Raw genomic sequence first — 16,293 nt, 5'->3', positions numbered from 1 at the left:
GAAATAAAGTGGCTATGATTTCTTATATTTTGCCTCATAATCCCGCAGGCTTACAAGCGCTTCTTTCGACATCGGAATCAGCGCGATCAGGTTGAAGACGGTCATCAGACCGACACCGACATCACCGAGATCCCAGACAAAGGTGTAGGCGGTCAGTCCGCCGACAAACATCATGATCAGGGCGAGAATCTTGTACGCCGTCTGGGCGGCCCAGGTGTCTCCGAAGAGGTAGCTCACATTGGAGCGGGCGTAGAAGAGGATGCCGATGAAGGTAGTGAAACTGAACAGCCACAGGATTACGGCTATGAAAATGACGCCTAATTCCCCGAAATGCCAGCTCATTGCCGCCTGCAGCAGATCCATGCCCTCCAGACCGGAGATTTTATCAGCCGGGACCAGCAGCATGATCATGGCTGTACAGGTGCAGAGAAGCGTGTCGATGAAAACGCCCATCGCCTGCATCAGTCCGACTTTGGCAGGATGGGAGGTTTCTGCCGTCGCTGCCGCACACGGGGCGGAACCGCTTCCTGCTTCATTGGAGAAAAGTCCCCGTTTGACACCGTTCATCAATACGGCGCCGAAGCCGCCTGCGATTGCCTGGCGCAGACCGAGTGCTTCCTCAAAAACGCGGGCAAAAACGCCTGGAAGCTGGCGGAAGTTCACGATAATTAAAAACAGGGTCAGGATAATGTAAATGCCTGCCATGATCGGAACCAGCAGATCCAGAACCCTGACGGAGGCATTTTTCCGAAGAACGATGACTGCCGCAAGGAAAACTAAAAACAAGCATGAGTAGATCGGCGGGATGCCGAATGCATTCTTAAAAGAAGAGGTCACGGAATTACTGATGACCTGGCTGATACCGCACCAGCAGATCAGACCGGAGAACGCAAACAGTACGGAGAGAAGATTTTTCTTCGAAACCGGCGTGCCCTGTTTCTGGCGTTTGCTGTTGATCCAGTCGTGAATGTAGTAAGCAGGACCGCCGCGGTAACCGCCGTAGAGCGGATCCGGCTGTTTGTGAAGCTGGGCTAAGGTCGCCTCGATGAAAGCGGTTGCCGAACCGAGCAGCGCGGTTACCCACATCCAGAACAACGCACCGGCGCCTCCGGCGGAGAGAGCGGCAACGATACCGACAAGATTTCCCATACCAACGCGGGTCGCAGTTGACACGATCAGTGCCTGGAGTGCGGAGAGAGAGCCACCTTTGTGTCCGGTTTCGGCCTTTTCCAGCAGCGCGCGCAGCATATCCGGAAGCATTCGGATCTGCAGGAACCGCGTCCGGATAGTACAGAAGATACCGGTCGGGACGAGCAGAAGAACCAGAAGCGGCAGGTTGATGGTTGTTCCGCCAGGAAGCGGCAGATGAATCCAGTCACCCCAGAGGAAATAGTAGGTTTTTTCGATTAAATTGATAATTGTATTCATGTTTTCACCCCAAAATTTTATATAGTAAAGGTGCGCCCGCAGGTGCTTGACGATTGATTGAAAGATAGTTATAATGAGTGGCAGGGAGTTTTCAGACTCTCAGTATCATAAGGAAAAGGAGAATTCATATGCAGTACGCAATTGCACATTTAGATCCGAATGAGGACAATCCTTCCATGGAAGAGAATCCATGCATTAATGTTGATTTTGAAAACGAAGAGGAATCATGTCTGGAAGCTGCAACCATGATGATGGATGAAGGCTACAAGATGGTAACTCCATTTTTCATTGAGGATGGCGGCAAAGCGGGCACATACTCCTGGGAGTATGTCAATGCCCATCTGGTTGTCCGTACCAAATAATGTTTCACGTTGTTGTTTAAAACTGTATTGTTTTAAAGTGTGTGAGACTTAAAATGCCGGAAAGAGAAGATCTTTCCGGTTTTTTATATTTACATGTTAGCTGTCCTTGCACGTTTATAATAACTATTTCTTGAATATGTAATTAAATCTACTTATTTATATTCCGTATTGTACCGCACAGTTGAGGAAAGTGCAAGGGGAAAATGAGGGATTGTTACTGGAATTTTAAATAAAGATAAATAGTAATAAGTTGAAAGTCGGGTGTAAATCTCCTATAATGGACAGAAGAATCTTCAGGCAGAAAATGGCATACAGGGAGGCAGATGGAGACGGAAAAGAAACAGACAGATGAAAAAAAGGAACTTCGAACCGGATTTACGACCGGAACCTGCGCGGCGGCGTGTACGCGGGCGGCGGTGTTGTTTCTCTGCACAGGGGAAGCACCTGCGGCGGCAGAGACAGTGACACCTTCCGGCGTCCGGGCGATTCTGCCGATTGTCCGGGCAGAGCGGGAGGAAGATAGCGCAGTATGCGGTGTACAGAAGGACTCCGGTGACGATCCGGATGTGACGAATGGGACATTGGTTTGTGCACGGGCCGTTCTGGCTTGTCATGATAGCATAACTGAAAGCGGTTACACAGACCCGGCGTATCCGGGAATTGAGGTAACCGGCGGCGAGGGCATCGGCATGGTGACGCGGGACGGTCTTTCGTGTCCAGTGGGGCATTACGCGATCAACCCGGTACCGCGGACGGCTATTTTCCGGGAGGCGGCTCTGGCACGCCGGGAGGCGGGCATGCCGGAGTTACCTTTGCGGATTGAGATTTCTATCCCTTCCGGGCGGGAGCTGGCGGAGAAAACGTTTAACCCGCATCTGGGGATCATCGGTGGTATCTCGGTGCTTGGAACAACTGGGATTGTGAACCCGATGAGTGAGGCGGCATTGGTTGAGACGATCCGGCTGGATATCCGGGTGCACGCCCAGGAGGATGTTTCGCTGCTGGCAGTGGCGCCAGGCAATTATGGAGAACGATTTTTAAAAGAAGAAACCGGGCTTTCGATGGAAAATTTCATCAAGTGCAGTAATTTTATCGGGACCAGCTTTAAAATGCTTTCACAGGAAGGAATTCACCAGGCGCTTTTGGCAGGGCATGTTGGAAAACTGGTCAAAGTGGCAGGTGGTGTGATGAATACACATTCCCGGTATGGTGACAGACGGATGGAGATTTTGTCTGCATGCGCGCGAACCGTTGGATTTCCGGAGGCAGATGCCCTGCTGCCGATGAATACGACTGAGGAAGCGGCAGATTTCCTATATGAACATGGATATCTGAAACAGGTCATGGAGCAGGTGGCGAATCAGGTCAAAGCGGTATTGGAAGAAGAGAGCGGCGTTCAGACGGAGGTAATGCTATTTTCAAGCAATTATGGACTGATGGCGCGGACAGCTGGGGCGGATGCGTATGTGCGGGAGCTGCTGGAGATGGAGAGAGGCATGGAAGTAATGATAGATAGAAGAATCATAAATTACGAAAAGTTGAGATTCGAATATTAAATAAAAAAGGAGAAATCACATATATGGTATATTTCGTCGGAGCAGGTTCGGGAGCGCCAGATTTAATCACAGTGCGGGGAGCACGCCTTTTGAATCAGGCAGACCAGATTATTTACGCAGGTTCTCTGGTCAATCCAGAGCTTTTGGATTATAAAAAAGAATCAGCCGTTGTCTATGACAGTGCGAAAATGACGCTGGAAGAAGTGGTCGAAAAGATCCAAGAAGCGGAATCGACGGGTAAGATGACGGTGCGGCTTCACACGGGCGACCCCTGCGTGTATGGTGCGATCCGGGAACAGATGGACGAGCTGGACAAGTTAAATATCTCTTATAAGGTATGCCCGGGCGTCAGCTCTTTCTGCGGCGCGGCATCTGCATTGAATCTGGAATATACCTTGCCGGGCGTTTCGCAGAGCGTGATTATCACCCGGATGGCGGGGCGGACGCCGGTGCCGGAGAGGGAGAGCATCGCGTCGTTTGCAGCGCATCATGCGACTATGGTTATATTTTTAAGCACGGGAATGCTGAAGAAGCTTTCGGAAGAGCTGATAAAGGGCGGATATGAGGCGGACACGCCGGCGGCGATCGTGTACAAAGCGACCTGGCCGGATGAAAAGCGGGTTGTCTGCACGGTTGCCACGCTTGCAGAGGCGGCAGAGCGGGAAAATATCAAAAAAACAGCTCTGATTATCGTCGGGGATGTGACTGCCCAGGCGGGATACGAGCGCTCGCGTTTATATGCGCCAGAATTCACAACTGAATTCCGTCAGGGGACGGATGGTTTTGTATATGAGTAATAGAAAGGGATTGTTATAAATGGAGCAGTTGAAACTTCGGGTCAGGAACGGTATCTGCATTTGCTTTACTGCACAGGGAAAAGAGACGGCGACGCGCCTGCTGGAGAAATTAAGCCAGCAGATGGAAGAGGCGTTTGACTTTTTAGATTATACAGGATCCGAACATTCGAAACCGCTGAAACAGGTGGTCAAGGAAGCATTTCAGGAGAAGGAAGCAATTTTGTTTGTCGGGGCGGCGGGGATTGCAGTCCGTTTGATTGCGCCGTGGGTGCAGGATAAGCTGAAAGATCCGGCGGTGCTGGTGATCGATGAGCAGGGACGTTATGCGATCCCGATTTTGTCTGGACATGTGGGCGGATGCAATGAACTGGCAGAGGCAGCGGCGCAGATTCTGGGGGCAGAACCGGTAATTACGACGGCAACGGATCTGCGGCAGGCATTTGCAGTTGATGTATTTGCAGCGGAAAATGAGCTGGTGATTAGTGATCGGGAACTGGCGAAACAAATCTCCGCGGCGGAGCTGCGCGGTGAAAAAATTGGCTTTTTCAGTGATTATCCAGTAGATGGAATCGTTCCGGCAGAGATTACTCCGGGCGTATGGCAGAAGGAAAACATCTATGTGACGCTGAAACAGGGCGGATGCCCGAAAAATGCCCCAGCGTCTCTGGTGCGCCGGGATATGGTGATTGGGCTGCAGGAGAAGAAGGAACAGCGGGATGCAGTCAAAGCAGCGGCGGTAGTGGCAGTGGAAACCGGCGATTCGGCGAAGGCGGCTGAGATAGATATGTCTGTCGGAAAATCCGATATAGGATCTCCTGGGCAGAAAAGTGAGCAGAAGAAAGAGCAAAGTTATGAGTCGGAAAATGAATCAGGTACGCCGGAACTTCTGCGCCTGTATCCGCGAACGGTTGTTCTTGGAATGGGATGCCGCCGGGATTCCTCCCTGAATGCTGTCCGGGAGATGGCAAGAGTGGCACTTTCTCGGGCGATGATTGATAAAAGTGCGGTGCGGGCGATTGCAACGGTAGATCGGAAGAAAAATGAGATGGCATTTCTGGCGCTTGCGAAGGAGTGGGATGTGGAACTGTGGAGTTTTACCCCGGAAGAGCTGGAAAGTGCCGGTACGAAGTTTGCAGAATCGCCGTTTGTGCGGAAGACAGTAGGGGTAGGAAATGTTTGTGAGCGTGCAGCCGTCATGGGGGTGCGCCGGATTTACCGGGAACGGGAGATGGATGAGAAAAATCTGCCTGCGATTGATCTGAGAGTACAGAAAATGGCGTTTAACGGTGTGACGGCAGCAGTAGCGGTTCCGGCATCGGAGCAAGTAAGGAGGCAGCAGTGGAAGAAAAAAAATTATACGTGATCGGAATTGGACCGGGGGCGAGAGAACAGATGACGGTCCGGGCAGACCGCATTTTGCGGGAAAGCCAGGTGATCATCGGTTATACGGTATACGTGGACCTGGTAAAAGAATTTTATCCACAGGCGGAATTTCTGACAACGCCGATGCGCCAGGAAAAGGAACGCTGTGAGATGGCATTAAAAGCGGCGCAGGATGGTCGGAAAACAGCAATGATCTGCAGTGGGGACAGCGGCGTCTATGGCATGGCGGGGCTGGTGTTGCAGATGGCAGAGGCGTACCCGGATGTGAACGTGGAAGTAATTCCAGGAGTGACGGCAGCGCTGGGAGGCGGAGCCATTCTCGGTGCACCGTTGGGACATGATTTTGCGGTGATCAGCCTGAGTGACCTTCTGACGCCGATGGAAGTGATCGAAAAAAGGCTGCGTGCAGCGGCGGAAGCGGATTTTATTATCTGCCTCTACAATCCATCCAGCCGGAAACGCCACGATTATCTGGAGCGTGCCTGCCGGATTCTTTTAGAGTATAAAAGTGGTGAGACTGCCTGCGGATATGTACAGAATATTGGCCGCGAGGGCGAGGCGGTGCACCTTCTGACACTGGCAGAACTGGAAAAGACGTCGGTGGATATGTTTACGACCGTATTTATTGGAAATAAGGAAACGCAGATGTTAAATGGATGTCTGGTGACACCGAGGGGATACCGCGATGTGTAAAATATGGATATTTGGAGGAACGACAGAAGGGCGCCTGCTGGCGGAATATTGCAGCCGGGAAAAGATTGAGGCGTGGGTCAGCGTGGCTTCGGAGTATGGAGAGGAGCTTTTGCAGGAGGAGCTGATGGAATCTGGGAATGCAGGGAATCCAGATTTGAACCACAATACTTGCCTTGCAAAGAAAAACTTGAAAACGGTTCAGGCATCCTCAGTGATAAAAGTCTTACGTGGACGGATGGATCGTTACCAGATGGAAGAATTTATCCGAAACCAGGGGATTCATCTTGTGATCGATGCAACACATCCGCATGCCAGACTTGTTTCAGAAGAAATCCAGGAAGCGTGCGGACGGACCGGTGTCCGCCTGGAACGGTGCCTGCGCGCAGAGGGCGAACAAAACAAAGCACGTGATTGGGTCGAGGTTGATTCCATTCAGGAGGCAGTGTCATTTCTTTCTTCTGTTTCCGGCGTGATTTTTGCCACAACCGGCAGTAAAGAACTGGAAGCCCTGTGCCAGATACCAGATTATCAAAAACGGGTGTATGCGAGAGTGCTTCCAACTTCGAATGTTTTGAAGAAATGTGAAAAATTGGGGATAACTGGCAGCCATCTGATTGCGATGCAGGGACCTTTTTCCACCGAAATGAATACGCTATTTCTCCGGCAGACAAAAGCGGAGTGGCTATTGACGAAAGATTCCGGGCGTGCGGGCGGATTTCAGGAAAAGGTGGAAGCGGCGCGTGAAAATGGAACCAGAGTGGTTGTGATCCGCAGACCGGAGGAGGATGGTATTTCGCTGGAAGAGGCAATGGAGGTGCTGAAGAAGGCGGATGAGGGGAATGTTGGAGAGTTAAAAACACATTTGATTCTGGCGGGAATTGGCATGGGACAGCCGTCCCAGATGACAGGGGAAGTCCTTCGGGCAATTCGAGAGAGTGACGCCTTGATTGGCGCGGGGCGTATGCTGGAATCCGCGGAGAGAGCGCTGCAGAATGATTTGCTGATTAGCAAGGAAGGAAAAGCTGAAAACAGACAGGAATCAGCGGCTGCGGTGGAAAAAGAAACGAAGTGCTATAAAGCATATCTTCCTGACGATGTGATACAGATTGTATCGAAGCACCCGGAATGGAAGCAGGCGGTCATCCTGTATTCGGGTGATACCGGCTTTTTCAGCGGGGCATCCAGGATGGCAGAGCGGCTGCGGGAAGCTGGTTATCCATTTACCGTCTATCCGGGTACATCCTGTGTCAGTTATCTGGCGGCACGCCTGGGGACGCACTGGGAAGATGCGGCGATTTATTCCGCACATGGAAGAGAATTGTCTGTCGATCGGGTGATGAAACGTCTGTGTGATCCAGAAGAACCGGCTAAGCGTGCGTTTATCCTCATGGGCGGCAAAAATGGAGCTGGACAGTTTTGTGAACGTCTGACACAGGCGGGATATGGAAATGTACAGGTGACGGTTGGTGAAAACTTATCGTACCCGGAAGAGCAGATCCGGAGCGGAACCGCGGAAGAAATGAAAAAATTGGAATTTGCGGATTTGAGCTTGATGCTGCTGGAAGTCACGGATGAAATAAAGCGTGGGCAGAACGAAGAGGAAAAGATTACAGATGGTAACAATACAGAAACAAAAAATGTAGAGAAGTTGATATATGAACAGAAAATGGTGTCAGAAAAAATGCCATCCGATGTTCGAGTAACAGAATCATATAAAAATGATGCAGATAAACTTTTGCCACATGAGGCTTCTGTCAGAGCATGTCCACGCATCATGCTTGCCGCCCCCAAAAGCGGCAGTGGAAAAACTCTTTTGACCTGCGGACTGCTTGAAATCCTTCGCCGCCGCGGTCTGAATCCGATCGCGTGCAAATGTGGACCGGACTATATCGATCCAATGTTTCACCGCTATGTGCTCGGCATTCCCGGGCGAAATCTCGATAGCTTTTTTCTGCCGGCGGAAGGCGTGCGGAAGGTTTTGGTGGATGCAGTGCGGGAAGAACAGGCGGGAATTGCAGTTTTAGAGGGTGTCATGGGCTATTATGACGGCTTGGGCGGAACAGAAACGTCCGCCAGCAGCTGGGAGATTGCAGAGATCACAGACACGCCGGCGATTCTGGTGCTGGACTGTAAGGGCGCATCGTTGTCGGCGGCAGCAATGGCATCTGGATTTTTGCATTTCCGGAAAAAAAGCCATATTGCCGGAGTGATTTTGAACCGGGTTTCTTCGATGTATTATGAGCGGCTGGCAGCAGCCGTGGAAGAGGCGTCGGGGCTTCCGGTGCTTGGTTATCTGCCGGAATCCGAGGAATACCGCATGGAAAGCCGCCATCTGGGACTTTTTCTGCCGGGCGAGATCGATCGGCTGCGCGAGCGGATCGGGCGATTGGCAGATCAGATGGAGAAGTCGATTGCGGTGGATCGGGTGCTGGAAGTAGCGGGGATGCTGCCATTGAGGATAGAAAACAAAGAGAAAGAAAAAGCAGAAAACGAATCAATGGAGGCGGAAAGTATAGCGAAATTCCCAGCATGTCAAGAGCAAAAAGTCACCTCGCGCGTCCGCATCGGTGTTGCTCGTGACGAGGCATTCTGCTTCTACTATCAGGAAAATTTCCGCCTTCTGGAACAGATGGGTGCGGAGCTGGTTTATTTCAGTCCACTGAGGGATAAAAAAATCCCGGACAGAGTGGATGGGCTTTTATTTGGCGGCGGTTATCCGGAGAATTATGCACGGGAGCTGGCAAAGAACGCGGCGATGCGTGAGAGTATCCGGCGGTCGATTGCGGCGGGAATGCCGTTTCTGGCGGAATGCGGTGGATTTTTATATTTACACCGTACTCTTGAAGGAAGCGATGGAAAACACTGGGAAATGGCTGGCGTTTATCCATTTGACGCTTACCGGACGAACCGCCTGCGCCGGTTTGGCTATGTGCGTCTGCTGACCTCATCCGGTCAGGAAATTCACGGGCATGAGTTCCATTACTGGGAGAGCGAAGATCCGGGCACCGACTGGGAGGCAGTCAAACCGACCGGAAACCGAAGCTGGCGCTGCATCCATGAAAAGGGAGGACAGATTGGCGGATTTCCGCATCTCTATTATGCATCCTGTCCAGATTTTTTGCGAAAATGGCTGGATGAATGTGCCAAAGGGAGTCAGCAAAAATATACCAATTGAGTGAATTTATATGAGAATTTAGAAAATGGGGAGTACCAAATGCGAGATGAATGGTTTATCCGGGGCAAGGTCCCGATGACGAAGAGTGAGGTGCGGACCGTGTCATTGTCCAAGCTGGAATTGTATGAGGACTGTGAGTTCTGGGACATTGGCGCGGGAACGGGTTCTGTCAGTGTGGAAGCGGCGGTAAGCTGTCCGGGGATTCATGTGTGTGCGTTTGAATATAAGGAAGAGGCGGTTGATCTGATCCGGGCAAATTGTGAGAAAGCCAGAACAGAGGCGGTCACGATCGTGCCGGGAAAGGCGCCGGAGACATTTGCACAGGTAAGTGTTCACCGACCGGATCGGGCATTTATCGGGGGAACAACCGGACAGATGCGCGAGATTCTGGATGAATTGTTCCGCTTGAACCCAGATATCCGGATTGTGATCAATCTGATTGCGCTGGAGTCCCTGACAGTGCTTATGAGTTACCTGAAAGAGCGCGGGATAGAGGCGGAGATTCTGTCCATGCAGATTGCAAAAGCGGAGAAGATTGGTTCCAGTCATTTGATGAAAGGGCAGAATCCGATCTATATCATATCACTGGGAGGAAATGAAGCGTGAAGAAAATGATTCAGCCAGAGGCATTAAAAGTGGGCGCGAATCGTATAAGCGCGAACGATGCAAGGAGTGTAAAATTAGATTTTGCACCAATGGAGGGAATCACGGGATACGTATTCCGGCAGGCGCATGCAGTCATTTATGGGGGCGTTGACCGGTATTACAGTCCGTTCATTGCACCAGGTTCCAGCCATAAGCTGATATCCAGGGAGAGGAACGATATTCTTCCAGAGCATAATCAGGGATTATGCCTGATCCCGCAGATTCTGACACATTCGGCGGAAGATTTTCTGTGGGTTTGCGAGGAACTGGCGGAGTATGGATATAGGACGGTTAATCTGAACCTGGGCTGTCCGTCGGGGACGGTGGTTACGAAGAAAAAGGGCGCGGGATTTTTAGCCGAGCCGGAAGATTTGAGCTTGTTTCTGGAGGAAGTTTGCAACGGATTGGAAAAAATCCACGCGTCGGATGGAAAGCCGGTGCGTTTGTCGATCAAAACCCGGATCGGCATGAAAGAAGCGTCTGAATTTCCACGCCTGCTTGCTATCTATAATCACTATCCGCTGGAAGAACTGATTGTACACCCGAGAGTGCGCGAGGACTATTATAAGGGGAAAATACGGATGGAGTCATTTGCGTATGCGCTGGAGCAGAGCCGCTGCCCGGTCAGCTATAATGGAAATCTTTTTTCGGCGGCGGATGCGTCTGCACTTATGAAAGAAATTGTAGGACAAGATGAAGCATCTGATAGCGGTAAAACGCAGAAAAAAATGAAATTAGCCGCACTGATGTTTGGGCGCGGTGCGGTTGCGAGCCCGTGGATTTTTGGAGAGGTGCGGAATCTGCCATCCTCGAATCATCTCCAATCTTTCCAGCAGTTCCACGATCGCCTCCTGACCGGTTATGCAGAAATCATGTCCGGCGACCGGAATACTTTGTTTAAAATGAAGGAACTCTGGTACTATTTCCAGTGCCATTTTCCGGGATGTGAAAAAGAATTGAAGAGGATTAAGAAGGCACAGAAGCTGTCTGACTACCGGGCTTCTGTTCAGGCGATGTTTGCGAGCGGGCGGTTTGTGGAAGATGGTTTTCGCAACCCGGCACCATAGGAGTGATACCGGGCTGTCCTGTAACCATCCTCTCATTCAGGCAGTACAGTGTTGCGAATATCAAATTTTACACAGATTTTACATTTCCTGCTGGTTATTTTTACATTTATTTGATATAGTGAAGACATACTATGTGTAAAGATCAAAAGATGATGGGAGAATATGTATGTCTATTAGTACTTTGGGAACACTCTTTCAGTTCATTGGAGGACTGGGAATGTTCCTGTATGGAATGGAGTCGATGGCGGATGGTCTGCAGAAGTTTGCGGGCAACCGTTTACAACGTGTGCTTGAGATCCTGACTTCGAACCGCTTGCTGGGCGTGCTGGTGGGCGCGGGTGTTACCGCGATCATTCAGAGTAGTTCCGCGACGACGGTTATGGTCGTTGGTTTCGTAAATGCCGGAATTATCAATCTTCTGCAGGCGACCGGCATCATCATGGGTGCCAACATTGGTACGACTGTGACGAGCTGGATTGTGTCGATGAGTGAGTGGGGCGAGGTGTTAAAGCCAGAGTTCTTTGCACCGGTTCTCTTCGGTATCGGCGCATTCATCACGATGTTTGCGAAGAGCCACAAGAAAAAAGAGGGTGCCGAAGTCCTGATCGGTTTTGCACTCCTGTTTATCGGTCTTTCTTTCATGTCCGGTTCGATTGAGCCGTACCGGGATGCGCCGATCTTCTCCGAGTCCTTCCGGGTACTGGGACAGAATCCACTTTTAGGTATTTTAGTCGGTCTGGCAGTTACCGCAATCATCCAGAGTAGTTCCGCGTCCGTCGGTATTTTACAGATGCTGGCGATCAACGGCATGGTAAACTGGCAGTCAGCAGTCTTTATTACATTGGGACAGAACATCGGTACCTGTGCGACCGCGCTGTTATCTTGTATCGGTACGACCCGTACGGCAAAGCGTGCGGCGGTCATTCACCTTCTGTTCAATGTGACGGGTGCAGTTGTATTTGGCGTCGCTTTATACATCGTGTTTATGATGAATCCGGAGCTTGCGATGACGCGTGCGGACAGTGTGGGAATTTCGATTTTCCATACGATATTTAACGTTGTCAACACCTGCATTATGTTCCCGTTTGCTGGTTTCCTGGTAAAGGCATCGGATGTGATTGTTCCGAAGCCGAAGGAGACAGAGAAAGAGTGGTCGGCAAACAGTGTCGAGACCGAGATGATCCGTCACTTAGACGACCGTATCCTCGAAACTCCGTCCTTTGCGATTGAGACGGCGTGCAACGAGGTTGTCAACATGGGCAAGGTAGCGGTTGCCAACTTAAAAATAGCGACAGCAGCCTTAGTAGATGCAGATGATAATTTTTGTGAACAGGTATTTGAAAATGAAGAGACGATCGACCGCATGGAGAAAATGCTGACCGAATATCTCTTAAAGATCAACAACCTCTCCTTGAATGATGAACAGCATCTTCTCGTTAAGAATATGTATTATACAATCGGTGATCTTGAACGTGTCGGTGACCACTGTGAAAACTTAGCAGAGCTTGCCAAGAAACGGATTGAGAATGTGAATATTGATTTCTCGGATCTGGCGCTGAAAGAGCTGCGGACGATTGCAGATGCAACGCTTAAATCGGTCGAGGCGTCCGTGGAGGCGCGTCAGGCGCATGACATGCAGAAGGTGCGTCAGACTGCCCGCTGGGAGGAAGAGGTTGACAGTATGGAAGAGGAGATGCGCGAGAACCATATGAACCGTCTTTCCAATGGAGACTGCAAGATTGAGGGCGGTGTTATCTTCCTGGATGCACTGGCAAATTATGAGAGAATCGCGGATCATGCCAAGAATGTAGCTGGCTACGTAAAGGAAGAGATGCAGTAATGAAATATCGGATATATGTGATTGAGGATGATGAAAATATCCGGAATCTGATCTGCGTGGCACTGGAAAACTTCGGTTACTGCGCCAGCGGATTTGAGACGGCAGAGGAAGCGCTTGACAGCCTCTCGGAGCTGCTCCGGAGAGGCAGGGAGGCGCAGCGGGAGTATCCGGCGATGTTTGTATTCGACTGGATGCTGCCGGGGATGGACGGCATGGCGGCGATCCGCAAAATCCGGGAGATGCCGGACTTTTCCGCAGCCCCGGTCCTGATGCTGACGGCAAAGGATCGTGAGATGGATATTGTACAGGGACTTGACAACGGTGCTGACGACTACATGACGAAACCGTTCGGTATTCTGGAGCTTTCGGCGCGCGTCAGAAACCTTTTAAAGCGGGTGGAACCTGCAAAAGAGGAGGTTTCCAGCCTGACGATCGGTGAAGTCAGCATCAACCGGGAGACGCGTGAGGTGATTGCCTGCGGCGACCGGACGGAGCTTACACTCAAGGAATTTGAACTTTTAACATATCTCATGGAACATATCAACCGGGTGGTGACGCGCGACGAGCTTCTCGATCATATCTGGGGCTATGACTATGATGGGGAGACGAGAACGCTGGACATGCACATCAAGACACTCCGGCAGAAGCTGCATGATGCCGGAGCTCAGATCAAGACAGTGCGCGGCGTGGGCTATCGGTTTTTAAGGGAAAAAGAAGCGGGAAAGTGATGAAACGATGCGAAAAGCGATTTTGACGAAATTTATTCATCTGTTATTCCTGGCGCTGGTTCTGAATACATTTATCGCTCTGGTGGTTACCAGCAGTGTATTGCTCAAACGGTCAAGGGAGGACATGCATTTTGCATTGGAATCCGTTGACCGTATGTTGGATTATACGGGAAATGTGGAAGAACAGCTGATGGATTTGAGCGACCTTACGGACGACAATAATAGCCGTTATACGCTGATCCGGATGGATGGCACGGTGGTGGCTGATACGGAAGTAGCGCAGGTGAATCAGATGGAAAATCATCTGGAGCGCAAGGAAGTGAAGGATGCGCTGGCGACGGGCTATGGATATTCGGTGCGGCGCTCCGGAACGTTAGGAATGCAGATGGCGTACGCGGCGATCCGTTCATCGGACGGCAAATACATACTGCGCCTTTCTGCCTGTTCAACCGGTTTGGGTGAATATATCCTGATGTTGATTCCGGCCGCTTTTTTGAGCTTTGGAATAGCTTTTTTTGCATCGGCAATGGAGGCGGAACGGTTTTCCCAGTCCATCACGCGTCCTTTGCAGGAAATTTCCAGTGAAATGGTGCGGATGGATGACGACTACACGCGTTTTCAGTTTGAAAAATGCCCGTATGAGGAGATCAATGTCATCGCGGACACGACGACGCGGATGTCCCGAAATATGAAGAAATATCTGGAGCGCATTGAGAAAGAAAAACAGATCCGGCAGGAGTTTTTCAGCAATGCATCGCATGAGCTGAAAACACCGATCACTTCGATCCGCGGTTACGTCGAGCTTTTGGAAAGCGGCATGGCACAGGATCCGGGCACGGCACGTGATTTTCTGGGACGCATAAAAAAAGAGGCAATGCGGATGACGAACCTGGTGGATGATATTTTGATGATCTCCCGTCTGGAATCGCGCGGTGCGAAAGCAGATATTGTGACGATCCGCACGGTGGAACTGCTGGAGGACAGCCTGTCTTCGATTGCCGCGCAGGCGGCGTCGCGCGGCATCACAGTCCATAAAGAGTGCGAGAATTTCACGATTCGTGCCGATCTGCGCCAGATGCAGGAGCTGTTTAACAATCTGTTGACAAACGCGGTCAAGTATAACAACGAGGGCGGCGAAATCTGGGTGCAGGTCAAGCACTGGGGCGCGGATATGATACTGACGGTCCGCGACACCGGCGTCGGCATCCCGGCGGAGAGCCAGAGCCGTATTTTTGAGCGGTTTTACCGGGTGGATAAAGGGCGCAGCCGCAAACAGGGCGGCACCGGGCTTGGTCTTTCGATCGTCAAGCATATCGTGAATTTTTATCATGGAAGCGTGAAGGTAGAGTCGGAAGTCGGAAAAGGTTCAACGTTTACGGTGAAACTGCAGATCGCGGAAGCAAAATAAAAAAGAGTCAACCTAAATTCCCTATAAAATAGTGGAATTTTAGGTTGACTCTTTTTGGAGTTTGTAGTATGATTGCTTTAAAGCGTAACAGTTCAGCTCTTTAAAGTGAAAAATAAATCATGGTTTGATGCATAAGAGGAAAATCTGTTACATACGTTGAAAAGGTTCAGGAGGATGATATTATGAGAAAGACAAAGAAATTAGCAGCCCTGATGCTGGCTGGCGCGATGGCGGCATCCCTGGCAGCCTGCGGAGGACAGACAGCAAGTACGGACACGACAGCAGCGGAGTCCGCAGACGGAGAAGAAAGCAAAGAGGCAGAGCAGACAGCAGACGGCGAGACCTATAAGATTGGCGTATTACAGCTGACCCAGCATGTGGCACTGGATAAGACCAATGAGGGCTTCGTGGCAGCGCTGGACGATGCAGGCATCAAATACGAGATCGACCAGCAGAATGCAGCTGGCGAGCAGTCTGCATGCCAGACGATCGCAGAGAAACTGGTCAACGATAAAGATGATTTGATTTTTGCAATCGCAACCCCGGCAGCACAGGCAGTTGCAGGTGTGACGGATTCGATTCCGATTCTTGTCAGCGCTGTTACCGATCCGGCGGCTTCCGGTCTGGTAGAGAGCAACGAGGTTCCGGGCGGCAACGTATCGGGTACTTCTGATCTGACTCCGGTTAAAGAGCAGATTGACCTGATGCAGCAGATTATTCCAGATGTAAAGAAGGTCGGACTTCTGTATTGCAGCGCGGAGGCAAACTCCGTTCTTCAGATTGACATGGCGAAAGAAGCACTTGATACAGCTGGTATTGAGTATGAAGATTACACCGTTTCCAATTCCAATGAGATTCCTACCGTTGTAGAATCTATGGTTGGCAATGTAGACTGTGTATACACACCAACCGACAACATGATCGCAGCTGGTATGGCAACCGTAACGATGGTAACAAATGAGAATAAACTTCCGGTTATCTGCGGCGAGAAAGGCATGGTAGATGCAGGCGGTCTTGCTACTTACGGTATTGATTACTACCAGTTAGGCTACATGACCGGTGAGCAGGCCGTTAAAATCCTGACTGAGGGCGCCGATATTTCTAAGATGCCGATCGGTTATCTGGACGCTTCCAAGTGCGAGCTGAGTGTCAATGAAGAGACAGCGCAGACGCTGGGAATCGATGTATCTGGACTTGAGAAATAAAGAGTA

13 protein-coding genes are annotated in these 16,293 nt (G+C 50.7%); 12 read left to right on the top strand and 1 reads right to left on the bottom strand.

Features of this window, described 5'->3' with window-relative positions:
* Nucleotides 1-12: 12 nt before the first annotated feature.
* Nucleotides 13-1,428: an alanine/glycine:cation symporter family protein gene (locus tag C7U56_RS02345; RefSeq protein WP_106999981.1), complete on the bottom strand. Its 1,416-nt coding sequence runs from the start codon at nucleotides 1,426-1,428 to the stop codon at nucleotides 13-15.
* Between the two features lie 128 nt (nucleotides 1,429-1,556).
* Here C7U56_RS02345 and C7U56_RS02340 point away from each other — a divergent pair, with 128 nt between their 5' ends.
* The 12 genes from C7U56_RS02340 to C7U56_RS02285 all read left to right on the top strand — a co-directional run bounded on the left by C7U56_RS02340 (nucleotide 1,557) and on the right by C7U56_RS02285 (nucleotide 16,287).
* Nucleotides 1,557-1,790, top strand: a complete 234-nt coding sequence (locus C7U56_RS02340) for a hypothetical protein (protein WP_022358715.1) — start codon at nucleotides 1,557-1,559, stop codon at nucleotides 1,788-1,790.
* Nucleotides 1,791-2,113: 323 nt separating this feature from the next.
* Entirely contained in the window at nucleotides 2,114-3,346 is a 1,233-nt protein-coding gene (gene cbiD, locus C7U56_RS02335) for a cobalt-precorrin-5B (C(1))-methyltransferase CbiD (RefSeq protein WP_106999980.1), read from the top strand.
* Between the two features lie 23 nt (nucleotides 3,347-3,369).
* On the top strand, nucleotides 3,370-4,143 hold the full coding sequence (gene cobM / locus C7U56_RS02330; RefSeq protein ID WP_022358712.1) for a precorrin-4 C(11)-methyltransferase: 774 nt from the start codon (nucleotides 3,370-3,372) through the stop codon (nucleotides 4,141-4,143).
* 19 nt (nucleotides 4,144-4,162) lie between these two features.
* Nucleotides 4,163-5,506, top strand: coding sequence for a cobalt-precorrin 5A hydrolase (locus C7U56_RS02325; RefSeq protein WP_106999979.1), 1,344 nt, complete (start codon nucleotides 4,163-4,165; stop codon nucleotides 5,504-5,506).
* Nucleotides 5,507-5,535: 29 nt separating this feature from the next.
* The gene (gene cobJ / locus C7U56_RS02320) at nucleotides 5,536-6,219 is read left to right on the top strand and encodes a precorrin-3B C(17)-methyltransferase (RefSeq protein WP_107000410.1); all 684 of its coding nucleotides are present in this window, start codon (nucleotides 5,536-5,538) and stop codon (nucleotides 6,217-6,219) included.
* A complete protein-coding gene (locus tag C7U56_RS02315) occupies nucleotides 6,212-9,394 on the top strand; it encodes a cobyrinic acid a,c-diamide synthase CobB (RefSeq protein ID WP_106999978.1) in 3,183 nt (1,060 codons plus the stop codon). The genes cobJ and C7U56_RS02315 overlap by 8 nt, the downstream gene beginning before the upstream one ends.
* Nucleotides 9,395-9,433: 39 nt before the next feature.
* Complete coding sequence (gene cbiT, locus C7U56_RS02310; RefSeq protein ID WP_106999977.1) at nucleotides 9,434-10,000, top strand: precorrin-6Y C5,15-methyltransferase (decarboxylating) subunit CbiT; 567 nt, start codon at nucleotides 9,434-9,436, stop codon at nucleotides 9,998-10,000.
* Between the two features lie 5 nt (nucleotides 10,001-10,005).
* Nucleotides 10,006-11,106 (top strand): tRNA dihydrouridine synthase, encoded by a 1,101-nt coding sequence (locus C7U56_RS02305; protein ID WP_107000409.1) that lies wholly within the window; start codon nucleotides 10,006-10,008, stop codon nucleotides 11,104-11,106.
* 166 nt (nucleotides 11,107-11,272) lie between these two features.
* Complete coding sequence (locus C7U56_RS02300; protein WP_106999976.1) at nucleotides 11,273-12,946, top strand: Na/Pi cotransporter family protein; 1,674 nt, start codon at nucleotides 11,273-11,275, stop codon at nucleotides 12,944-12,946.
* Entirely contained in the window at nucleotides 12,946-13,674 is a 729-nt protein-coding gene (locus tag C7U56_RS02295) for a response regulator transcription factor (protein WP_106999975.1), read from the top strand. The genes C7U56_RS02300 and C7U56_RS02295 overlap by 1 nt, the downstream gene beginning before the upstream one ends.
* 7 nt (nucleotides 13,675-13,681) lie before the next feature.
* The gene (locus C7U56_RS02290; protein WP_106999974.1) at nucleotides 13,682-15,082 is read left to right on the top strand and encodes a sensor histidine kinase; all 1,401 of its coding nucleotides are present in this window, start codon (nucleotides 13,682-13,684) and stop codon (nucleotides 15,080-15,082) included.
* A gap of 182 nt (nucleotides 15,083-15,264) precedes the next feature.
* Nucleotides 15,265-16,287 (top strand): ABC transporter substrate-binding protein, encoded by a 1,023-nt coding sequence (locus tag C7U56_RS02285; RefSeq protein WP_106999973.1) that lies wholly within the window; start codon nucleotides 15,265-15,267, stop codon nucleotides 16,285-16,287.
* Nucleotides 16,288-16,293 lie beyond the last annotated feature (6 nt).

The sequence above is a fragment of the Clostridium fessum genome, assembly GCF_003024715.1.
Classification (GTDB): domain Bacteria; phylum Bacillota; class Clostridia; order Lachnospirales; family Lachnospiraceae; genus Otoolea; species Otoolea fessa.
This window is presented reverse-complemented; position numbering and strand designations above follow the sequence as displayed.

Coding starts and splice junctions, on each gene's coding strand:
- C7U56_RS02345 (WP_106999981.1), bottom strand. CDS start 1,428: ATGAATACAATTATCAATTTAATCGAAAAAACCTACTATTTCCTCTGG.
- C7U56_RS02340 (WP_022358715.1), top strand. CDS start 1,557: ATGCAGTACGCAATTGCACATTTAGATCCGAATGAGGACAATCCTTCC.
- cbiD (WP_106999980.1), top strand. CDS start 2,114: ATGGAGACGGAAAAGAAACAGACAGATGAAAAAAAGGAACTTCGAACC.
- cobM (WP_022358712.1), top strand. CDS start 3,370: ATGGTATATTTCGTCGGAGCAGGTTCGGGAGCGCCAGATTTAATCACA.
- C7U56_RS02325 (WP_106999979.1), top strand. CDS start 4,163: ATGGAGCAGTTGAAACTTCGGGTCAGGAACGGTATCTGCATTTGCTTT.
- cobJ (WP_107000410.1), top strand. CDS start 5,536: ATGACGGTCCGGGCAGACCGCATTTTGCGGGAAAGCCAGGTGATCATC.
- C7U56_RS02315 (WP_106999978.1), top strand. CDS start 6,212: ATGTGTAAAATATGGATATTTGGAGGAACGACAGAAGGGCGCCTGCTG.
- cbiT (WP_106999977.1), top strand. CDS start 9,434: ATGCGAGATGAATGGTTTATCCGGGGCAAGGTCCCGATGACGAAGAGT.
- C7U56_RS02305 (WP_107000409.1), top strand. CDS start 10,006: ATGATTCAGCCAGAGGCATTAAAAGTGGGCGCGAATCGTATAAGCGCG.
- C7U56_RS02300 (WP_106999976.1), top strand. CDS start 11,273: ATGTCTATTAGTACTTTGGGAACACTCTTTCAGTTCATTGGAGGACTG.
- C7U56_RS02295 (WP_106999975.1), top strand. CDS start 12,946: ATGAAATATCGGATATATGTGATTGAGGATGATGAAAATATCCGGAAT.
- C7U56_RS02290 (WP_106999974.1), top strand. CDS start 13,682: ATGCGAAAAGCGATTTTGACGAAATTTATTCATCTGTTATTCCTGGCG.
- C7U56_RS02285 (WP_106999973.1), top strand. CDS start 15,265: ATGAGAAAGACAAAGAAATTAGCAGCCCTGATGCTGGCTGGCGCGATG.